Origin of the sequence: Actinokineospora globicatena, assembly GCF_024171945.1 — a bacterium.
In the GTDB taxonomy this organism is placed as follows: Bacteria; Actinomycetota; Actinomycetes; order Mycobacteriales; family Pseudonocardiaceae; genus Actinokineospora; species Actinokineospora globicatena.
This window is the reverse complement of sequence record NZ_JAMTCR010000004.1, coordinates 87,209-102,090: the sequence shown is the minus strand read 5'-3', so window position 1 is coordinate 102,090 and position 14,882 is coordinate 87,209. Positions and strand designations below refer to the sequence as shown.

17 protein-coding genes and 1 pseudogene are annotated in these 14,882 nt (G+C 66.8%); 7 read left to right on the top strand and 11 right to left on the bottom strand.

The window, feature by feature from the left end:
• Positions 1-16: 16 nt before the first annotated feature.
• Positions 17-1,113: pseudogene (locus LV79_RS34830) on the top strand (YcnI family copper-binding membrane protein).
• A gap of 57 nt (positions 1,114-1,170) precedes the next feature.
• Here LV79_RS34830 and LV79_RS19420 read toward each other — a convergent pair.
• The 9 genes from LV79_RS19420 to LV79_RS19380 all read right to left on the bottom strand — a co-directional run bounded on the left by LV79_RS19420 (position 1,171) and on the right by LV79_RS19380 (position 6,731).
• On the bottom strand, positions 1,171-1,560 hold the full coding sequence (locus LV79_RS19420; protein ID WP_253838762.1) for a helix-turn-helix domain-containing protein: 390 nt from the start codon (positions 1,558-1,560) through the stop codon (positions 1,171-1,173).
• The gene (locus LV79_RS19415) at positions 1,557-1,898 is read right to left on the bottom strand and encodes a hypothetical protein (protein ID WP_253838761.1); all 342 of its coding nucleotides are present in this window, start codon (positions 1,896-1,898) and stop codon (positions 1,557-1,559) included. The genes LV79_RS19420 and LV79_RS19415 overlap by 4 nt, the downstream gene beginning before the upstream one ends.
• The gene (locus tag LV79_RS19410; protein ID WP_253838760.1) at positions 1,885-2,556 is read right to left on the bottom strand and encodes a hypothetical protein; all 672 of its coding nucleotides are present in this window, start codon (positions 2,554-2,556) and stop codon (positions 1,885-1,887) included. Before LV79_RS19410 ends, LV79_RS19415 begins: the two co-directional genes overlap by 14 nt.
• A complete protein-coding gene (locus tag LV79_RS19405; RefSeq protein ID WP_253838759.1) occupies positions 2,553-3,284 on the bottom strand; it encodes a hypothetical protein in 732 nt (243 codons plus the stop codon). The genes LV79_RS19410 and LV79_RS19405 overlap by 4 nt, the downstream gene beginning before the upstream one ends.
• 17 nt (positions 3,285-3,301) lie before the next feature.
• Positions 3,302-3,955 (bottom strand): Scr1 family TA system antitoxin-like transcriptional regulator, encoded by a 654-nt coding sequence (locus LV79_RS19400; RefSeq protein WP_253838758.1) that lies wholly within the window; start codon positions 3,953-3,955, stop codon positions 3,302-3,304.
• A 103-nt stretch (positions 3,956-4,058) separates the two neighbouring features.
• Positions 4,059-4,334 carry a hypothetical protein gene (locus LV79_RS19395; RefSeq protein ID WP_253838757.1) on the bottom strand — a complete coding sequence of 92 codons (276 nt, stop codon included), beginning with the start codon at positions 4,332-4,334 and terminating at the stop codon, positions 4,059-4,061.
• Positions 4,331-4,939 carry an AAA family ATPase gene (locus LV79_RS19390; RefSeq protein ID WP_253838756.1) on the bottom strand — a complete coding sequence of 203 codons (609 nt, stop codon included), beginning with the start codon at positions 4,937-4,939 and terminating at the stop codon, positions 4,331-4,333. Before LV79_RS19390 ends, LV79_RS19395 begins: the two co-directional genes overlap by 4 nt.
• Positions 4,936-5,541 (bottom strand): 3'-5' exonuclease, encoded by a 606-nt coding sequence (locus tag LV79_RS19385; RefSeq protein ID WP_253838755.1) that lies wholly within the window; start codon positions 5,539-5,541, stop codon positions 4,936-4,938. Before LV79_RS19385 ends, LV79_RS19390 begins: the two co-directional genes overlap by 4 nt.
• Positions 5,538-6,731 carry a radical SAM protein gene (locus LV79_RS19380; protein WP_253838753.1) on the bottom strand — a complete coding sequence of 398 codons (1,194 nt, stop codon included), beginning with the start codon at positions 6,729-6,731 and terminating at the stop codon, positions 5,538-5,540. The genes LV79_RS19385 and LV79_RS19380 overlap by 4 nt, the downstream gene beginning before the upstream one ends.
• A gap of 149 nt (positions 6,732-6,880) precedes the next feature.
• Here LV79_RS19380 and LV79_RS19375 point away from each other — a divergent pair, with 149 nt between their 5' ends.
• The 6 genes from LV79_RS19375 to cutA all read left to right on the top strand — a co-directional run bounded on the left by LV79_RS19375 (position 6,881) and on the right by cutA (position 12,475).
• On the top strand, positions 6,881-8,368 hold the full coding sequence (locus LV79_RS19375; protein ID WP_253838751.1) for a helix-turn-helix domain-containing protein: 1,488 nt from the start codon (positions 6,881-6,883) through the stop codon (positions 8,366-8,368).
• Positions 8,369-8,408: 40 nt separating this feature from the next.
• Complete coding sequence (locus LV79_RS34580; RefSeq protein WP_253838750.1) at positions 8,409-9,410, top strand: asparaginase; 1,002 nt, start codon at positions 8,409-8,411, stop codon at positions 9,408-9,410.
• A complete protein-coding gene (locus tag LV79_RS19365; RefSeq protein ID WP_253838748.1) occupies positions 9,403-9,873 on the top strand; it encodes a PPC domain-containing DNA-binding protein in 471 nt (156 codons plus the stop codon). The genes LV79_RS34580 and LV79_RS19365 overlap by 8 nt, the downstream gene beginning before the upstream one ends.
• 39 nt (positions 9,874-9,912) lie before the next feature.
• A complete protein-coding gene (locus LV79_RS19360) occupies positions 9,913-11,238 on the top strand; it encodes a helix-turn-helix domain-containing protein (protein ID WP_253838746.1) in 1,326 nt (441 codons plus the stop codon).
• A 3-nt stretch (positions 11,239-11,241) separates the two neighbouring features.
• Positions 11,242-12,021, top strand: a complete 780-nt coding sequence (locus LV79_RS19355) for an MBL fold metallo-hydrolase (protein WP_253838744.1) — start codon at positions 11,242-11,244, stop codon at positions 12,019-12,021.
• 118 nt (positions 12,022-12,139) lie between these two features.
• Positions 12,140-12,475 carry a divalent-cation tolerance protein CutA gene (cutA, locus tag LV79_RS19350; protein ID WP_253838742.1) on the top strand — a complete coding sequence of 112 codons (336 nt, stop codon included), beginning with the start codon at positions 12,140-12,142 and terminating at the stop codon, positions 12,473-12,475.
• On the opposite strand, the gene LV79_RS19345 is transcribed toward cutA, so the two are convergent.
• Together LV79_RS19345 and LV79_RS19340 are read right to left on the bottom strand one after the other, a co-directional pair.
• Positions 12,462-13,766, bottom strand: coding sequence for a helix-turn-helix transcriptional regulator (locus LV79_RS19345; RefSeq protein WP_253838740.1), 1,305 nt, complete (start codon positions 13,764-13,766; stop codon positions 12,462-12,464). The two genes, cutA and LV79_RS19345, sit on opposite strands and share 14 nt — an antisense overlap.
• Before the next feature lie 89 nt (positions 13,767-13,855).
• Positions 13,856-14,488, bottom strand: a complete 633-nt coding sequence (locus LV79_RS19340) for a prepilin peptidase (protein ID WP_253838738.1) — start codon at positions 14,486-14,488, stop codon at positions 13,856-13,858.
• Positions 14,489-14,882 lie beyond the last annotated feature (394 nt).

Here is a 14,882-nt window from a genome sequence, read left to right as displayed (position 1 = left end):
TTCCCCTGATCATTCGGTGGGGTCTCCGTTCCGGCACGTTGACCAAGCGGGGGTGCTCATTCGATCCCGACACCGTCACTCTCGCGACCTCGACGACAACGCTTTCGGGCCCTGCGATCATCTGGATCTTGATCGAGTGGTGGCTGCCGTTGCAGCGCTCCGTGAACTCGAACTGTGGCCCCTCGCTCTTGTCGCGGGCAGCCGTGTCAGCTTCGTGCTGGGCGGTCAGTATCGCGAGTTGGGCCTCGGCGCTTTCCGCCGACCGACGTCTTCACTCACCCGACCGCGCGTGGCGGTCCGCGCCGCCGCGGTCCTCACGGTCGCGTGCGCGGCCGTCCCGGCGCTGGCGTTGCCCGCGTGGGCGCACGTCAGCGTCGGCCCGGACACCATCGCCCGCGTCGGCACCTCCCGGGTCACCTTCCAGGTCCCCACCGAGTCGAGCACCGCGGGCACGGTCAAGCTCGAACTCACCCTGCCGCTGGACACCCCGGTCACCTTCGCCCTGGCCGGGGCCAAGGCCGGGTGGACCGCCGAGGTCACCGAAGTCCCCCTGCCGCAGCCGGTTTCGGTCAACGGCGCCGAGGTCACCAGGCCATCGGCTCCATCACCTGGACCGCCGCGGCGGGCACCCGCATCGGCCCACGCCAGTTCGCCACGTTCGAGGTGCTGCTCGGCAACCTGCCCCGCACCGCCGACCGGCTCGTCATCCCGGCCACCCAGACCTACGACGACGGCAAGGTCGTCCGCTGGGCCAACCCGCCCGGCCCCGGTGATCACCCTTACCGACGCCACCCCCGAACCGATCCCGGCCACGGCGGCACCCACCCCCGCGACCGGCGACACGTGGTTGTCGGCCGCCGCTCTCGGGGTCGGCACGGTCGCCCTCGGCCTAGCCGTCGGCACCCTGCTCCTGCTGCGTCGAGGTCGCTGTGTCGGTGGTGGCCGTGCGATCCGGTGCATAGGCGGTGTGCTGTCCCTGGTCGTCGCGGTGGCGGAGAACCCGGCGGCCTGCGCGGCCATCGGGGTCGATGCGTTCTTGAACCGGCACAAGGGCAGACGCGTCCGCATCGACGAGGACGGCATCGCGGTGGCGGAGAACTACTCGGCGCGTGACATCGAGCGGATCATCGCGGAACTGGGCGGGAAAGACGAGTAGGTGGACTCGCTCTGTCAGTCGCGACGCGTGTTGTGGAGGATCATGGCTAGGTCGACGCGGAACCTGTCGAGGGCGTCGGCCATCTCGATCATCCGTCGTTCGATGGCTGCTAGTCGCGCTGCCACGTGATCGTCCTCTTCGGGGGTAGCCGCGGGTGATGGCAGCGGTATCTGGCCGAGAAGAACCATGGAGAGGTGGTCGGGGTGGAGTTGGAGGGCGGTGGAGAGGGCTTCGAGGGTTCGGGGGCTGCGGTGGCGTTGGATGGTGTTGTACTGGAGTTCGCGGATGGTGGCTTGGGAGACGAGTGAGCGTGTGGCGAGTTCGCGTTGGGTCAGGCTGAGTTCGGTGAGGCGTCGGTCGATGCAGCGTGCGATCGCTGCCCAGTCCTCGGGTGGTTGAGTCATGGTGTCCAGAGCGTGGGTGCGCGGCCGATGATCAGCTGTGGTGCCAGCGGTTCGTCTGGGTCAGGTAGGGCGGTGAGGTGGGTGATGACCTCGACCAGGTCGCCGTCGTGGGTCCAGACGAGGCCGCCGTCGGGGGTGCTGCGGGCTGCGGCGGCATCAGTGTGGTGGTGGATGACGAGGAGGTCTGTCCAGCCGTCGGGCCAGTGGTGGTGGCCGTAGATCTGGGTGATGTGGCCGTCGTTGGCTGCGACGTGGAATGTCCAGCCGGTGTCGCGGAGGTCGATGAGGTGTTGGAGTTCGGGGTAGGCGGCGAGGGCTTGAGATTCAGGTGTTGTCACGGCTGTGCCGGTGGCGGAGTGTGTGGGCCATGCCGGACAGGACGCCGATCTCTTCGTCGCCGAGGGTGTCGTAACCGTGCGGTCCGCCGGGTTCGGAGTCGTTCCATTGCCCTAGCCAGGCGATGGTTCCGGCCAGGTTCAGGTCGGGGCCGCCCATGGCTCGGACGAGTTCGGATGCCACGGGGTTGGGTGGTTGCGGGACGCTGGGGCAGGTGCGGCAGCCTTCGACGACGGCGCCGCGGAGGGCGCCGAGGTTGTGGAAGGTGAGTGCGTGGCGCCGGTAGCCGTGGGTTTCGCGGCAGGCGCCGGTGGGGTCGAGGGCTTCGTTGTAGAGGGCGATGATCAGGGGCCACTGGATCCACCGCAGGTGCGTGTCCGGGGTTGCGTAGTGGGCGAGGCCGGTGGGGTCGAACGCGTAGCGGCTGGGAGTGGCGTGGCGGGTCAGGGCGCCGTCGGGGGCGATGGATACCCACTGGATGACTTCGTCGGGCCCGGGTCTGTCCAGGATCAGGTCGGGCATGCCATGGATCCGGATCGCCGGGAACGGGACGGTCGCCCGGTATGTGGCGGGGTCGAGCCTGGCGGCGGGGGCGTTGTCGTAGTTGTAGAGCAGTTGGGCCGCAGTGGAGGTGGGGCGGTCGATCACGGTGCTGGTCATGGTTTGTCCTCAGTCGGATGGTCTGGTTCGGTGAGTTGTCGTTTGCTGATCGCGCGCAGCCATTGGGTGTGGGCGAGGGTGAAGTCGTTGAGTGCCAGGAGTCTGCCCATCCCGGATAGGTGACCCGCACCCCAGGGGAGCAGGACCGGCGAGTCGTGGACGATGCGCAGGGCTTGGGTGATGGCGTTGATGTTGCGCCAGTCAACGATCCCCAGTCGCGTGGAGCGGCTAGCGGTCAGATGCGACCAGCGGCAACCGTGGATCAGCAACCGTCGTAGCACCCGTGCCGCCAGTCGTGCCTGAAGCCCATCCGGCCAACTCATGTCGTCGGCGTCGGGCAGGTCGACCCGACGCAGGTGTCCTGACACGCGTAGGAGGTCTACCGCCATCACGTCGGCGGTGCGCCAGTGTTCTCTGCGGGTCAGTCCGCGACTCTGCAGTTGTAGACCCGTTGCTGCGGCAGCCCATTCCAGCGGTCGGCGCAGGCCCCAGCCATCGAGGTGCGCGAGCCGATCCCGTTCCCGCGGGGTCAACGCGGGTGGTGGCTGCTCGCGGACCGCACCCTCGCAGAGGACTTCCGCGTCGAGATGGGTATCCAGGATTCGCTCTACCGCGGCGTAGTAGTCGGTTTCGCCAACATGGCACAGTCCGATGAGGATGATGGGGTGGGTGTCGGCACGGGTCCAGGTCTGCACCGCTGTGTGGAGGTCGCCGCCGATGATGCGCACACCGCGCGAGACCCGGGTCATGCGGACACCTTGCCTGCGAAGTACGTCGCCAGGTTTCCGATCACAGCGAGGGAGTCGGCCACACTGACGGCACGCTGCTTGATTGTCTCGATCACAGCCTGGAACCTCTTGATGTTGTCGAGGTAGAGGGTGGTGTCGAGGATGTCGACCTTGACCGTCTTGTGCCCGCCGCCGAGGGTCAGGAGCTGGAACGGGTGGATGTGGTCGTCTTGGTCCACTAAACGGATGGTGACGTCGTCGGAGGCCGCGTGGCGGTGGAGGCACTGGGCCTGATCATGGGCTGCTTGACCATTGTGCCGAAGGCCATCGAGTGCTGCGCGACCGATGAGGTACTGCCCCCTGACGGGTTTGGCAGGACGCCGGTGTGGTGTCAGGTCGGTGGGGATGGTGTGCGGGGAGAACGAGGTGGTTGACACGGTGAGGCTGCAGATCACGGTGGTGATGGCGTCGGCCAGTGGTGTGGTCGTGTTGCTGACCCACCACTCGGGTTCGTCGTGGTCGTGGTTGATGTCGACGAGCGCGCGCCGCGCCTCCCGGGATGTGAGGCCGACAGCCCAGGCCAGCACCGACAGGTCGCCATCGGGGAGTTTCCTGGTGCCGTTGAGGAAGCGGGACAGGCTGGCCGGGTCGATCCCGCTCGCATCGGACACTTCTCGTTGGCTACGTCCGGTTTCTACGATGCGGTTGTGGATGAGTTTGCCGATGGCCAGGCCGCGCAGGCTCTGAGTTCGTTGTGACATAAGGGGTGCCGGTTCAGGAGGCTCGGGTGGCGGGCTTGTTGTCGGGCCACAACACCTGGTGCAGATCGCGCGGCACGAGGCTGGCGGCGTCCACGCCGTGGTCGGTGATGTGTTGGGCGGTGTCGAGGAACGGCCGGCAAGGCCACCTCGACGCCAGGCAGAAGGGACATGCCCTGGGCTGACGTGGTGTGGGCAGGTGAGAACTCAGGACATCCACGGCACGGGCCACCTGGCCCAGTGGACTGTCGGCGGCGGCGACGGTGGCCACGATGTCTCGTCCCAGGTTCATGACCCGACTTCCGCCCCGGCCAGCCGCGCGTTGGCGAATGCCACTGTCCGATCCAGTGCTTGTTGGTGGCCGTCGGAGTGCAGCTGCTCGTGCGGGATTTCCAGGTCGAGCATGACCTGGTGGACGTGCTGGTCGGCGAGGGCGCGGAAGTCCAAGTTCGGGTCGCGGCGTTTGTTTCGGCCCAGCGGCAGGTCAGGGTCGAGGGTGGTGCGCAGCAGGAGGTCGTAGTGCTCGCTGTGGGAGCGCACCATCGACTCCAACGCCGTCACGGCAACAGGGTCGGGCTGCTCCTCGCGGTAGGCGAGGGCGGCCCGGTAGTAGCCCAGTGCGTCTGGTGCGGCGCGGTCGACCAAGACGACGTCGGCGTGCAGCCAGGCTTCCAACTCGTTGCTGATGCCGCGGGTGATGAACCACAGGGTGGAGGCGTAGGTGTGGTTGAACAGGATCGGCAACCCGATCCGCTGCGCCTGCTCACCCAGATCAGCGACCGTGGCGACCTGGATGTCGTCGCGGCGCAGTTCGTGGGCGAGGCGGGCGAGGAACGTGGATTTGCCGGTGGAGTGCGTTCCCAGCACGCCGATCATGACCGGGCGCTCGACCTTCACCACAGACCCCCCTCTGCGGTGTCGAATCCGGGCAACGCGGCGGCGCGCACGAGGGCGGGCCAGTCATGGCCGGACTGCTCGGCGAGGGTGAGCAGGAGTCGGGCGGTCATCCACGCGTCGTAACCCGCGCGATGTCGCTGCCCCGCGAACTCGTCGGCGTCGAACCCCGTGTGGGCGATGAGCCGGTCAAGCCCGTGGCCGTCCAGGTGTGGCCAGACGTGCTTGGCCAGACGGAGGGTGTCGAGCACCAGCGGCGGCGCCCACCCTGGCAGATGCGCGGCGAGGACGCGGTGCTCGACTGAGGCGTTGTGGGCGACGATCACCCGGTCGGTGAGCGCGGTGGTGATCTGGTCGGCGATCTCGGGCCAGGTGGGGCTGTGGGCGACGTCGGTGTTGCTGATGCCGTGGACCTTGTGGGTCACCACCGAGCTGATCGGCATCTCCGGACGCACCAACCACGTCGACATGTGCTCTGGGTCCGGGGGCTGGTCGAGGGTGAGGATGCCGATCTCGACGATCTGCGGGGGCTGTCCGCCGTTGCCCTCGACATCCACGACCGCCAAACGCTGCCCGGTCAACACCGGGGGAATCGAGTAGGTCATGGCGCCTCCTGCGTGTTGGTGGTCCAGCCGATATCGGCTCGGCCGTGTCTGCTCGGGTGGTGGGGCTTGGCCAGGTCGTGGACCTGGTAGCCGAGGCCGTGTTGCATGCGATATCGGCGCTGCTCGTCCAACCCCTCAACCAGGATCGCCCGATCGGTGATCTCCACCAGCCTCCCGCCCAGGTCCTTCGCCAGCGCGGCGACCGGTCCCGGCTCGGGGCGAGACCACGCGGTCGCGCACCGCTGCAACTGCGTGCTGGGGCAGATGTCGCATAGTTCCCGGATGCCGAAGTGCCCGTTGTAGTCCGCCAGCCCGTGGGCGTAGGCGACCGCGCAGCTGGTCTTGCGGAACAACGGCGACCCATGGCCCCGCGCCCGCGCCGCCGCCAGGATCCGCCGCTCCACGTCCTGCGGGAAGATCTTGCGACGGGCTCCGTCCTCGTAAGGCTCGGGCAGGTCATGCGCGCGGTAGTAGTCGCGGATCTGGTCCTTGAAGAACAACCCCGTGAACACCGTCGCGTGCGCATGCCGACTCAACTCGCCCAGCGCGGTTGACAGGTGCTCATCGGTGTCGTTGAGGCCGGGCACGATCGGCCGCCAGTACAGCACCACTCGAAACCGGTCAGCGTGCTCGAACGCGACCTTCAACGACGCTGCGGCGATGCGCGAGTCGACCGGCTCGATCTCCTTCCGCTCGATGCCCGACCAGGTGACCAATAACGTCACCTTCAAGTGCCGCAACGAGTTCAGTACGGCACAGTCCTCCGGAGTGATCCGCCAGCGGGTGATCACTAGCACGTGGTTGGTCAACCCCCGCTCATCCAACAGCCGCAACGTGGCGAAAGTGTGCGGCTTGACCACCGGCAACATCGGATCCGTGGCCCGGTTGAAGATCTGCACCGGTGTCACATGCGCCTGGAAGTACGGGTGCCCGACCAGTAGATCAACCGCGTCCTCATCCGACATCAACGCCCGAGGAACCTTCATGGTGAAGTTGTCGAACAGGTGCCGCACGCAATACCCGCAATCCAGCGGGCACCCCACGACGTGGTTCAGGCTCAACCCACTCTTGCGGTTCTCGACCACCTCCAACAACTCCGGCCGTAGACCTGTCCGCTGCTCGTCGTTGAGGATGGGCAGGCGTCGACGAGTTGGTGTCACCGGTTCGATCGCTTCAGTGGAGATCGTCATCAAGGGCCTCCCGAACATGGACACAAGAACCGTGGGCTGGTTGCCATATGACCAGGGACCCCTATGCTCACGTAATGGGGCAAACCCGTAACGGTGTGTCGCCGGGGGTTGTTGCCCCCATCCCATTTCTGTCTGTTCTGGAGTCCGCGATGACCGATGACCGCGCTAGTGGTGCGGTGCAAGACGAGGACGTGGAACCTGCCGTTGCCGTGCTGGCTGGGGAGATCCGGCGCCTGCGCAAGGCAGCGGACCTCAGCCATGCGCAGCTCGCCGCCATGGTCGGGTACTCGCGCCAATACGTGTCGCTGGCCGAACGACCACGCAAAGGGCTTCCCTCCGCTGACCTCGTTCGCGCTCTCGACGGTGCTCTGGCTGCGAGTGGGTCTTTGATGGAGTTGCGTGAGCGCGCCGATCTCGCGAAGCAAACTCGACGCAGTAGCTCGGTGAGCGCGATGGCACCCGTGGCTGCAACCCTGCATCGCGGTAGCTCCGTCGCGTTGGTCGGTCGCGGTCCGGATGACGAGGTCGCGGTCCAAGCACCCGCCGGGCGGTTCTTCGCCGGAACCACGATTCCCGCCGTGGCGTTCCCGGCCAGCGTCGATGGCCGGGTCCTTGCCGCTGTGCCGAGCGGATTCGCCGAGGACTCCTTCGTGCGCCGACCCCGCCGCGGTCTGGTCATCGGCGTCGGACCGCACGACCAGGCACCCGCCCTGTACGGCCTGGACACCCGCCAGGTCCGTCGCCGTCTCGCGGGAGCGCCCGACCAGGTGCGCCTGCTCATGACCAGGGCTTATGCCCTGGATGATCTCACCCTCGGCGTGTTGTGGGCGATCGCCAACATCGAGGAAGCTCTCCTTGACGACGACGCGCTCCTGGAGGACAGCAGGGGGCAAATAGCCGCCTACGCGGATTTGCCCCGCTCCGCGGTCGGCCGGGAATTCGTCCACGACCTAGCCCCGGTCTCGCGCATGTGGCTGGGCTCCCAGTTCTGCGCCAGCCACATCCTGCGCCACACCGACTCGCTCACCAGCACCCCGGCATTCTGGACCCGCGAACAACGCGGAGAAGAAGCCAGCACCTGGCTGCTGTTCGCGCACAAGTACTCCTACCTGCGCGAATCGCGCGCCACCAGCGGCGAGCACCCCACCCGGGTGTTCTGCATCCCGCCCGACACGGTCAAGGACTCCGACCCGGCCGAACGCATCCTGCTCCTGCTCGCCGCCGCCCTGATGGAGTCCTTCGGCATCACCGTCGCGGTCACCACCGCCGCCGAGTACACAGCGCTGCCCGGGTTCGTCTTCGACGGCCACCGCAACGCCATCGTCGCCAACTGGGTCGGCGCCGACGGCGTCTGGCAGGTCGACGTCACCGACACCGTGCCCCTGATCCGCGAGTTCGCCGACGCCACCGCCTACGCCCAGGACCACTCCATCGTGGCCGCCGAAACCCCAGGTCAACGACTACGCGCCCTCGCCGACTACCTCACCCTCGACTGGACCTGGCTGACCCGCCGATGCGCCGAGATCGGCGAGTACGGCATCAGCGGACTCGCCGCCCCACGCAGCCGCCTGGTCTCCACCGAGGGCGTTGATCAGGCCTGCCGCTTTGTCGCGACCGTCGCGCAAGCCGCCAGCTAGGCTGCCGACGATCCCCAGCCGGACGAGCAGAAGGTGACCTGTGCCTGACATCGCCTCCGTGCCACGCGTGGTCGTCTTCGGCCTCGGCGGCACTATCGCCATGACCTCCACCCCGAGCGGTGGTGTCGTTCCCGCGTTGTCGGCGGAGCAGCTTGTGGCAGCGGTACCGGGCCTCGCCGAGACCGGTATCGATGTCGAGATCGTCGACTTCCGACGCGTGCCGGGGGCCTCGCTGTCGTTCGACGACCTCGACAAGTTGGCCGCCGCGATCGAGAAGCAGCTGGCGGCCGGCGCGGACGGAGTGGTGGTCACACAAGGTACCGACACCATCGAGGAGACTGCGTTCTTCCTCGACCTCTCTCACACCCGCCCGGAGCCGGTCGTGGTCACCGGCGCGATGCGCAACCCCACCATGGCGGGCGCTGACGGGCCTGCGAACCTGCTCGCCGCGATCCAGACCGCCGCGCACCCAACTGCTCGGGATCTGGGTGGGCTGGTGGTGTTCGCCGACGAGATCCACGCCGCATCCCGCGTGCGCAAAACACACTCGACGAGCGGCCACGCTTTCGTCTCGGCCAACGGCGGCCCGCTCGGCTATTTCGTCGAAGGCCGACCCCAGGTCCTCAACAAGCCGACCACTCGCGTCACCGTGCCGGGCGCGGGCACTCGGCAGGTCGAGGTCGGGCTGGTCACCATGGTCCTCGGCGACACCGGGACCCTGCTCCGCGCCACCGCCGACCAGTTCGACGCCTTGGTGGTCGCTGGGTTCGGCGTCGGGCACGTACCCGCCAACGTCGTCGGGATCCTGACCGAGTTGGCCGCCGCCAAGCCTGTTGTGCTGGCTTCCCGCACCGGCGCCGGATCGGTGCTCACCCGCACCTACGCGTTCCCCGGCTCCGAGTCCGACCTCATCGCTCGCGGCCTCATCCCCGCGGGCTTCCTCGACCCACTCAAGGCCCGGATCCTGCTGCACCGCCTCCTGGCCACCGGGAACGACCACAACACCATCCGTGCTGTCTTCACCGGGAGCGGGAATGCATAGTCACGAACTCACCCTCGGCCGCAGCTTCGCCGTCACCTTCGACCACGGCGACGACTTCTTCGAAGCCCTCGACCAGTTCTGCCGCGACAACAACCTCCGCCAGGGCTACATCCCCGGCTTCATCGCGGGCTTCGCCGACGTCCAGATCGTTGGCACCTGCGACAAACTCGACGACCCCCAAGCTCCCGTGTGGAGCCAAGTCCACCTCACCAACGCCGAAGCCTTCGGTGGCGGCACCCTCGCGTGGGATCCGGTCGAAGGGCGCGTCGCACCCCACATCCACGTCACCGTCGGACTCAAGGAACACAGCGCTACCGCGCACACCAGCCACCTGCTCGGCGCCCAGGTCCAGTTCCTCACGGAGATGCTCATCATCGAGGTCACGGCACCTGCCATGCACCGCGTCCGCCAAGCTGACCTTTACAACGTCCCGCTCATGCGCCTCGGTGACGAGATCCGCTGAGTCCGGTTTCAGCAACCGAGTGTCCGTATGCTGCCTGGGGTGGACACCGTCGAGAACGCGGAACCCGAACCGGCTGCGCCAGAGGTCGATCCGGCCATCGTGTGCTTGACCGAGGAGATCCGGGCTCGGCGTCGTGCCAGCGGGCTTAGCCATGCTCAGTTGGCCGCGCGGATCGGCTACTCCCGTCAGTACGTGTCCCTCGCCGAGCGCCCCAGTCGAGGACTGCCCTCCGCAGATCTGGTCCGGGCATTGGACACTGCGCTAGACGCGGCAGGCGTGCTCGTCGAGCTGCACAGGGAGGCCGCTCTCAGTCGTTCCCGTCAGCGGGAAGCCCTCCAGGCGTCTCCGGGCAATGCGTTGGTCCCGGTTGAGCTGTCGACCGTCGTCGTGCACGACGTGGTCCGGGCGGATGCCGCAGACTCCGTGGCCTTCGCGCGCCGCCACGGGGGGTATGGGCTGCACGAGGCGGTCCTGGAACAGTTCGAGGCCGAGGTGCTCCGCCTGGCCGAGGAGTTCCTCGAAGAAGCACCCGCCGTTGTCGTAGTGCGGTGTCGGGATGTGCGAGATGAGCTGTTCCGGTTGCTCGATCAGCCGATGTGGCCACAGCAAGCCCGCAGGTTGCACGCGTTGGCCGCCCGCACCTGTGGGTATCTGGCTATAGCCGCCAGCGACTTCTTCGGCCAGAACGCGGCGGCCGAGGATCATGCTCGGAGTGCCTGGCAGTTGGCGGAACTGGCCGACCAAGCCGAGTTGCGGTCATGGGTCCGCAGCGTGCAGTCCGCCATCGCGTTCTGGGCAGGCCAGTGGGGCACCGCGGACACCCTGGCCGCCGAAGCACTCACGCTCGCCGTCACTCGATCCAGCGCCTCCCGCGCGATCGCCATGCGCGCCCGCGCTCTGGCCCGCCTCGGCGAGATCCCCACCCTGCACCACACCGCGACCGTCGAGATCCCGGAGCAGGTCTACGCCGAGGAAACCGGGATTGTGCTGTTCACCGACATGAACCGCCAACGCTGCCTCGGCGGTGCCTACCTGTGGATCGGCGATCACGACAACGCCCGAACCCATCTCGAACAAGCCCTTGCCGGCTACGAACGGGACCGGGCGTTCGACTACGCCGTCATCGCCGTCACCCGCCTCGACCTCGCGGCCACCCACCTTGCCTGCGGGAACCTGCATGCCGCGATCACCGTCGCGGAACCCGTGCTCGACATGCCCAACGCCCGCCGCCTTGAAGGCGCGCTGCGCAGGCTCCGCGATCTCCGCACCACCTTGGCCGCAGACCCGTACCGCATTGACCCGGCCGCACAAGCCTGGGCCGACCAACTGGACGACTTCGCCTCCAACACGGTTCTGGCGGGCTGACCCGTGCAACTCGTCGTACTGGGCTGCGTCACCCCATACCCGGCACCAGGCCAACCATGTTCCGGATACCTGGTCAGCGACGGCGACACCCATATCGTCCTCGACTGCGGCTCGGGCACCTTCGCCGCTCTGCAGGACCATCTGCCGCCCGCTGAGGTCACCGCGTTGTGGATCTCGCACTTGCACCCCGACCACAGCGCCGACCTGCTCGCCTGGTCGAACTGGGCGCTCAACACACCCGACGCGCCCCGCATCACTGTCTACGGACCGCCCGGATGGGCCCAACGCCTCAACCACATGCTCACCGGCACCCTCGACACCACCCTCGTCGATAGCATCTTCGACGCCTACGAACTGCGCGACCACCACACCGCCGTCCACGGCAGCCTGACCCTGACCACCCGGGCGGTCGAGCATTCGGTGCCCGGATTCGGTGTGCGAGTCGAGGGATCGAATACTTGCCTGGCCTACTCGGGTGACACCGAACCCTGCGACGCCATCACTGACCTGGCACGAGACGCCGACCTCTTCCTCTGCGAAGCCGGAGCGGCCGTACCCGGGCGTCACCACACCACCCCGTACCAAGCCGAGCAAACTGCGATCACCGCGGGTGTCCACCACCTGCTCCTTACCCACCTCGCTCTCGCACTCGACGCCACCGCCGTCGCGCGATCACCCGCCATCCCAACCACGATCGCCACGCCGGGCCAACGGTGGCCATCAACTCAGAACCGAGACAGACCCGATCGAGCCAGCCACACAGCCGCGAACAGCATCACCTGATCAACCAGTCTTGGTTCACGGGGGCATAGGAGCGATGAACTTGCTCATGGCCTCGTGCACCAAGGCGAAGCGCTTGGTATCGACTGTCGGCTGGATGACCGAGCTACGCTGTTGACCTATGACAGGTTTCCTTCAGGTCTCCACCACTGCGGCCACCAAGGACGCGGCCACCCGGCTGGCGCGCTCCGCTGTGGGTTCTCGACTCGCGGCGAGTGCCCAGGTGATCGGTCCTGTTGGGTCGGTGTTCTGGCACCTGGGTGAACTCGGCGAGGGCGAAGAGTGGCAGGTGCTCCTCAAGACGACCAATGAGCGCTTCGCCGACTTGCGGGACCACCTCGTCTCCGAGCACGACTGGGACAACCCCGAAGTCACCGCCATTCCTCTCACGGAGGGGTCCGCGGCCTACTTCGACTGGCTCACCCGCACCGTGTCACCGGACGTCACGCAAGGCTGATCTCCTGAAGCGCCTGCGCGACCACGTGGACCTGCCTGTGTGGTTCCAGGCGGCGTGACACTTCGCGGACACGGTTGAGGGGACGCACTGACCCGACGCCGCTGGCTAGGCGATGTGAGTCTGTGAGCACGGATGCTGCTCGCTCGATCTCGCCGCCGTCCACCAGCGAGTGGGCCAGCCAGGTCTGGTATAGGGACTTGTCCCGAGCGTGCAGGGGATCGAACCGGGACAGCGCCTTGTCCAGCAGCGGCACCGCGCGCAGCGGCCGCTGGAGTTCGGTCCAGCAGCGCCCGGCCATGATGTCGAGTTCGTCCTCGTCGACCCAGAACACCCAATCGGGCTCGACGTCGTCAGCGGGCAGTGACAGAGCCTCACGCGCGACCGCCAACGACCGGTCGGTGTTCGCGACGTCACCGGCGACCGCGTATGTCCACGCCTTGCGCTCAGCCAGCAACGCCTTCACCCGGGGAGTCGCCACGCGTGCCGCTGTCGCGAACGAGTCCTCGGCCATTTGGATGTTGGGACGTTTCGCGGACACATCCACGTAGGCAAGGAACGCCAGAGCGTTGCCCTCCAACGCCGCGTCACCGCTCTCGCGCGCTGCGGCCAGGCTCTCCTCGTAGTGGCTCGTCGCCTCCTCCAACATCCCGGCATCGAACGCGGCCCAGCCCGCCATCTGCGCCTGCTCAGCGACCACCCCCAGCAGCCGACTCATGATCACATCAGTGCACCGCGCGGTACGAGCGAAGGCCACCGTCCGTTCCAACTCGGCCGCATAGATCTGGTAGGTGTCGCTCCCACCGAGGTAGTTGTCCAGGCGACGCAACTGCGCCGTGCGGGCAGTCAACATCCCGATGTTGGACGCACCCAGATGCCCACCGCGGTTCGCGAAGAACGCCGACAACCCGATCACCGCGGCGGTCGTCGCACCAAGAAACTCGCGGCGATCCACGCCGTCGCCGGAGCCACTCGGTTCTGGCGATCGCGTTCGGAGAGCGATCCGTTGCGCCCTAGCCGCAACGCGTAGATCAACCAGCTCGCCGTTGGCTTGTAGGGCTGCGTCAATCGCGTTGATCAGTTCATGGGACGGCAGGTTCGCGCGCTGACGCTCGGCCAGGGACACGTACTGACGGGTGTACCCGATCGCTGACGCCAACTGGGGCTGGCTCAAGTTGGCGGCAAGGCGTCGCCGCTTGATCTCCGAGGCCAACAGCGTCGCCGCATCGGTGCTGTCGGCCGCGTCTCTCGGACCCACATCAGACATCTCATCGCCCCCATGGCGGCCGTTCACCTGCCGAGGAGCTGATTGTAGTCGCCTCGTCATGCACTGTGACCCCTTGGATGTCGCTTTGCGCTCTGATCTCAACCTGCCCGGTTTGATCAGACCGCCAGAACAGATAGCAACGAGCCCAGAGCGAGCGCTGGTCCGAGGGGAACATGAGCACTCCGAGTGATGCGTCGCCGCAGAAGTTGATACAGGCCGTATGCGGCGCCCAAACCAACTCCTATAACGATCCCCCGGATGGCGGTGACCCACCCGGTCCAGCCGAGCGCCAGGACGAGTAGTCCGGCGAGGCGGATGTCTCCACCACCGACGAACCCAGGTGTGATCAGGTAGGCAGACGTCAACATTGCCAGGCACACGCCTGCGCTGATCAATGCCTGCACGAGTTGATCGGGTCGGCGGGTAGTGATAGCCGCGATCCCGAAGATCAGTGTGATTGCGGCAGCTGTCCAGGCGATGGGCCTGGTTGGTAGTCGGTGTTCGCGCAGGTCGGTAGCCGTAATCGGGATGATGATCGAGGTCAACGTGGAGTAGGCCAGGAGGGTGGAGGTCAAGCCCAGACGTGCTGCGAGCACGGCGAACACCGCGGCCGTGCACGCGATGGTCTGCCACTGGCGGACAGGGCTGTTCGACCCTGCTGGGTCGAGTGTTCGTACGAGGCCAGCGGCTGGATAGGCCGACATGGCTCCCAGTAGTGCCCATGCTGCGACGAAGATCCAATCTGTCACCGCCAGACCTCTCCGTTGTGTCGCTCGAATGATGGGATAGAGATTCTCCGGATGGGTGGAGAATCGTCAAGAGCCTGGGAAAATGTCACGCTGCGTGTAGCATTTCCCTGTGGCCGCAAAGTCGCTAGGCCATTCGGGTTGTAGTTTGCTTGGTGAGCATTGCGTCACGAAAGACTCTTCATGGAGACGTTGCTGTCCCCTGGGTTGAACGCTGTAGATGTCGTAGGACGATGCAGCCGAGCCCACTTGGGGGCCAACCGACTCTCCGATGGGGGTGTGCATGTTTCGTACTTCAGGTTCGGTCGCGGCAGTGCTCGCTGGTGCTGCTGGCTTGGCTCTCGTCGCGGGCTGTTCTACCGCTGAGTCGCCATCGCCGATCGCTCCGGCATCTGCG

Coding starts and splice junctions, on each gene's coding strand:
- LV79_RS19420 (WP_253838762.1), bottom strand. CDS start 1,560: ATGACTCAACCACCCGAGGACTGGGCAGCGATCGCACGCTGCATCGAC.
- LV79_RS19410 (WP_253838760.1), bottom strand. CDS start 2,556: ATGACCAGCACCGTGATCGACCGCCCCACCTCCACTGCGGCCCAACTG.
- LV79_RS19395 (WP_253838757.1), bottom strand. CDS start 4,334: ATGAACCTGGGACGAGACATCGTGGCCACCGTCGCCGCCGCCGACAGT.
- LV79_RS19385 (WP_253838755.1), bottom strand. CDS start 5,541: ATGACCTACTCGATTCCCCCGGTGTTGACCGGGCAGCGTTTGGCGGTC.
- LV79_RS19380 (WP_253838753.1), bottom strand. CDS start 6,731: ATGACGATCTCCACTGAAGCGATCGAACCGGTGACACCAACTCGTCGA.
- LV79_RS19375 (WP_253838751.1), top strand. CDS start 6,881: ATGACCGATGACCGCGCTAGTGGTGCGGTGCAAGACGAGGACGTGGAA.
- LV79_RS19365 (WP_253838748.1), top strand. CDS start 9,403: ATGCATAGTCACGAACTCACCCTCGGCCGCAGCTTCGCCGTCACCTTC.
- cutA (WP_253838742.1), top strand. CDS start 12,140: ATGACAGGTTTCCTTCAGGTCTCCACCACTGCGGCCACCAAGGACGCG.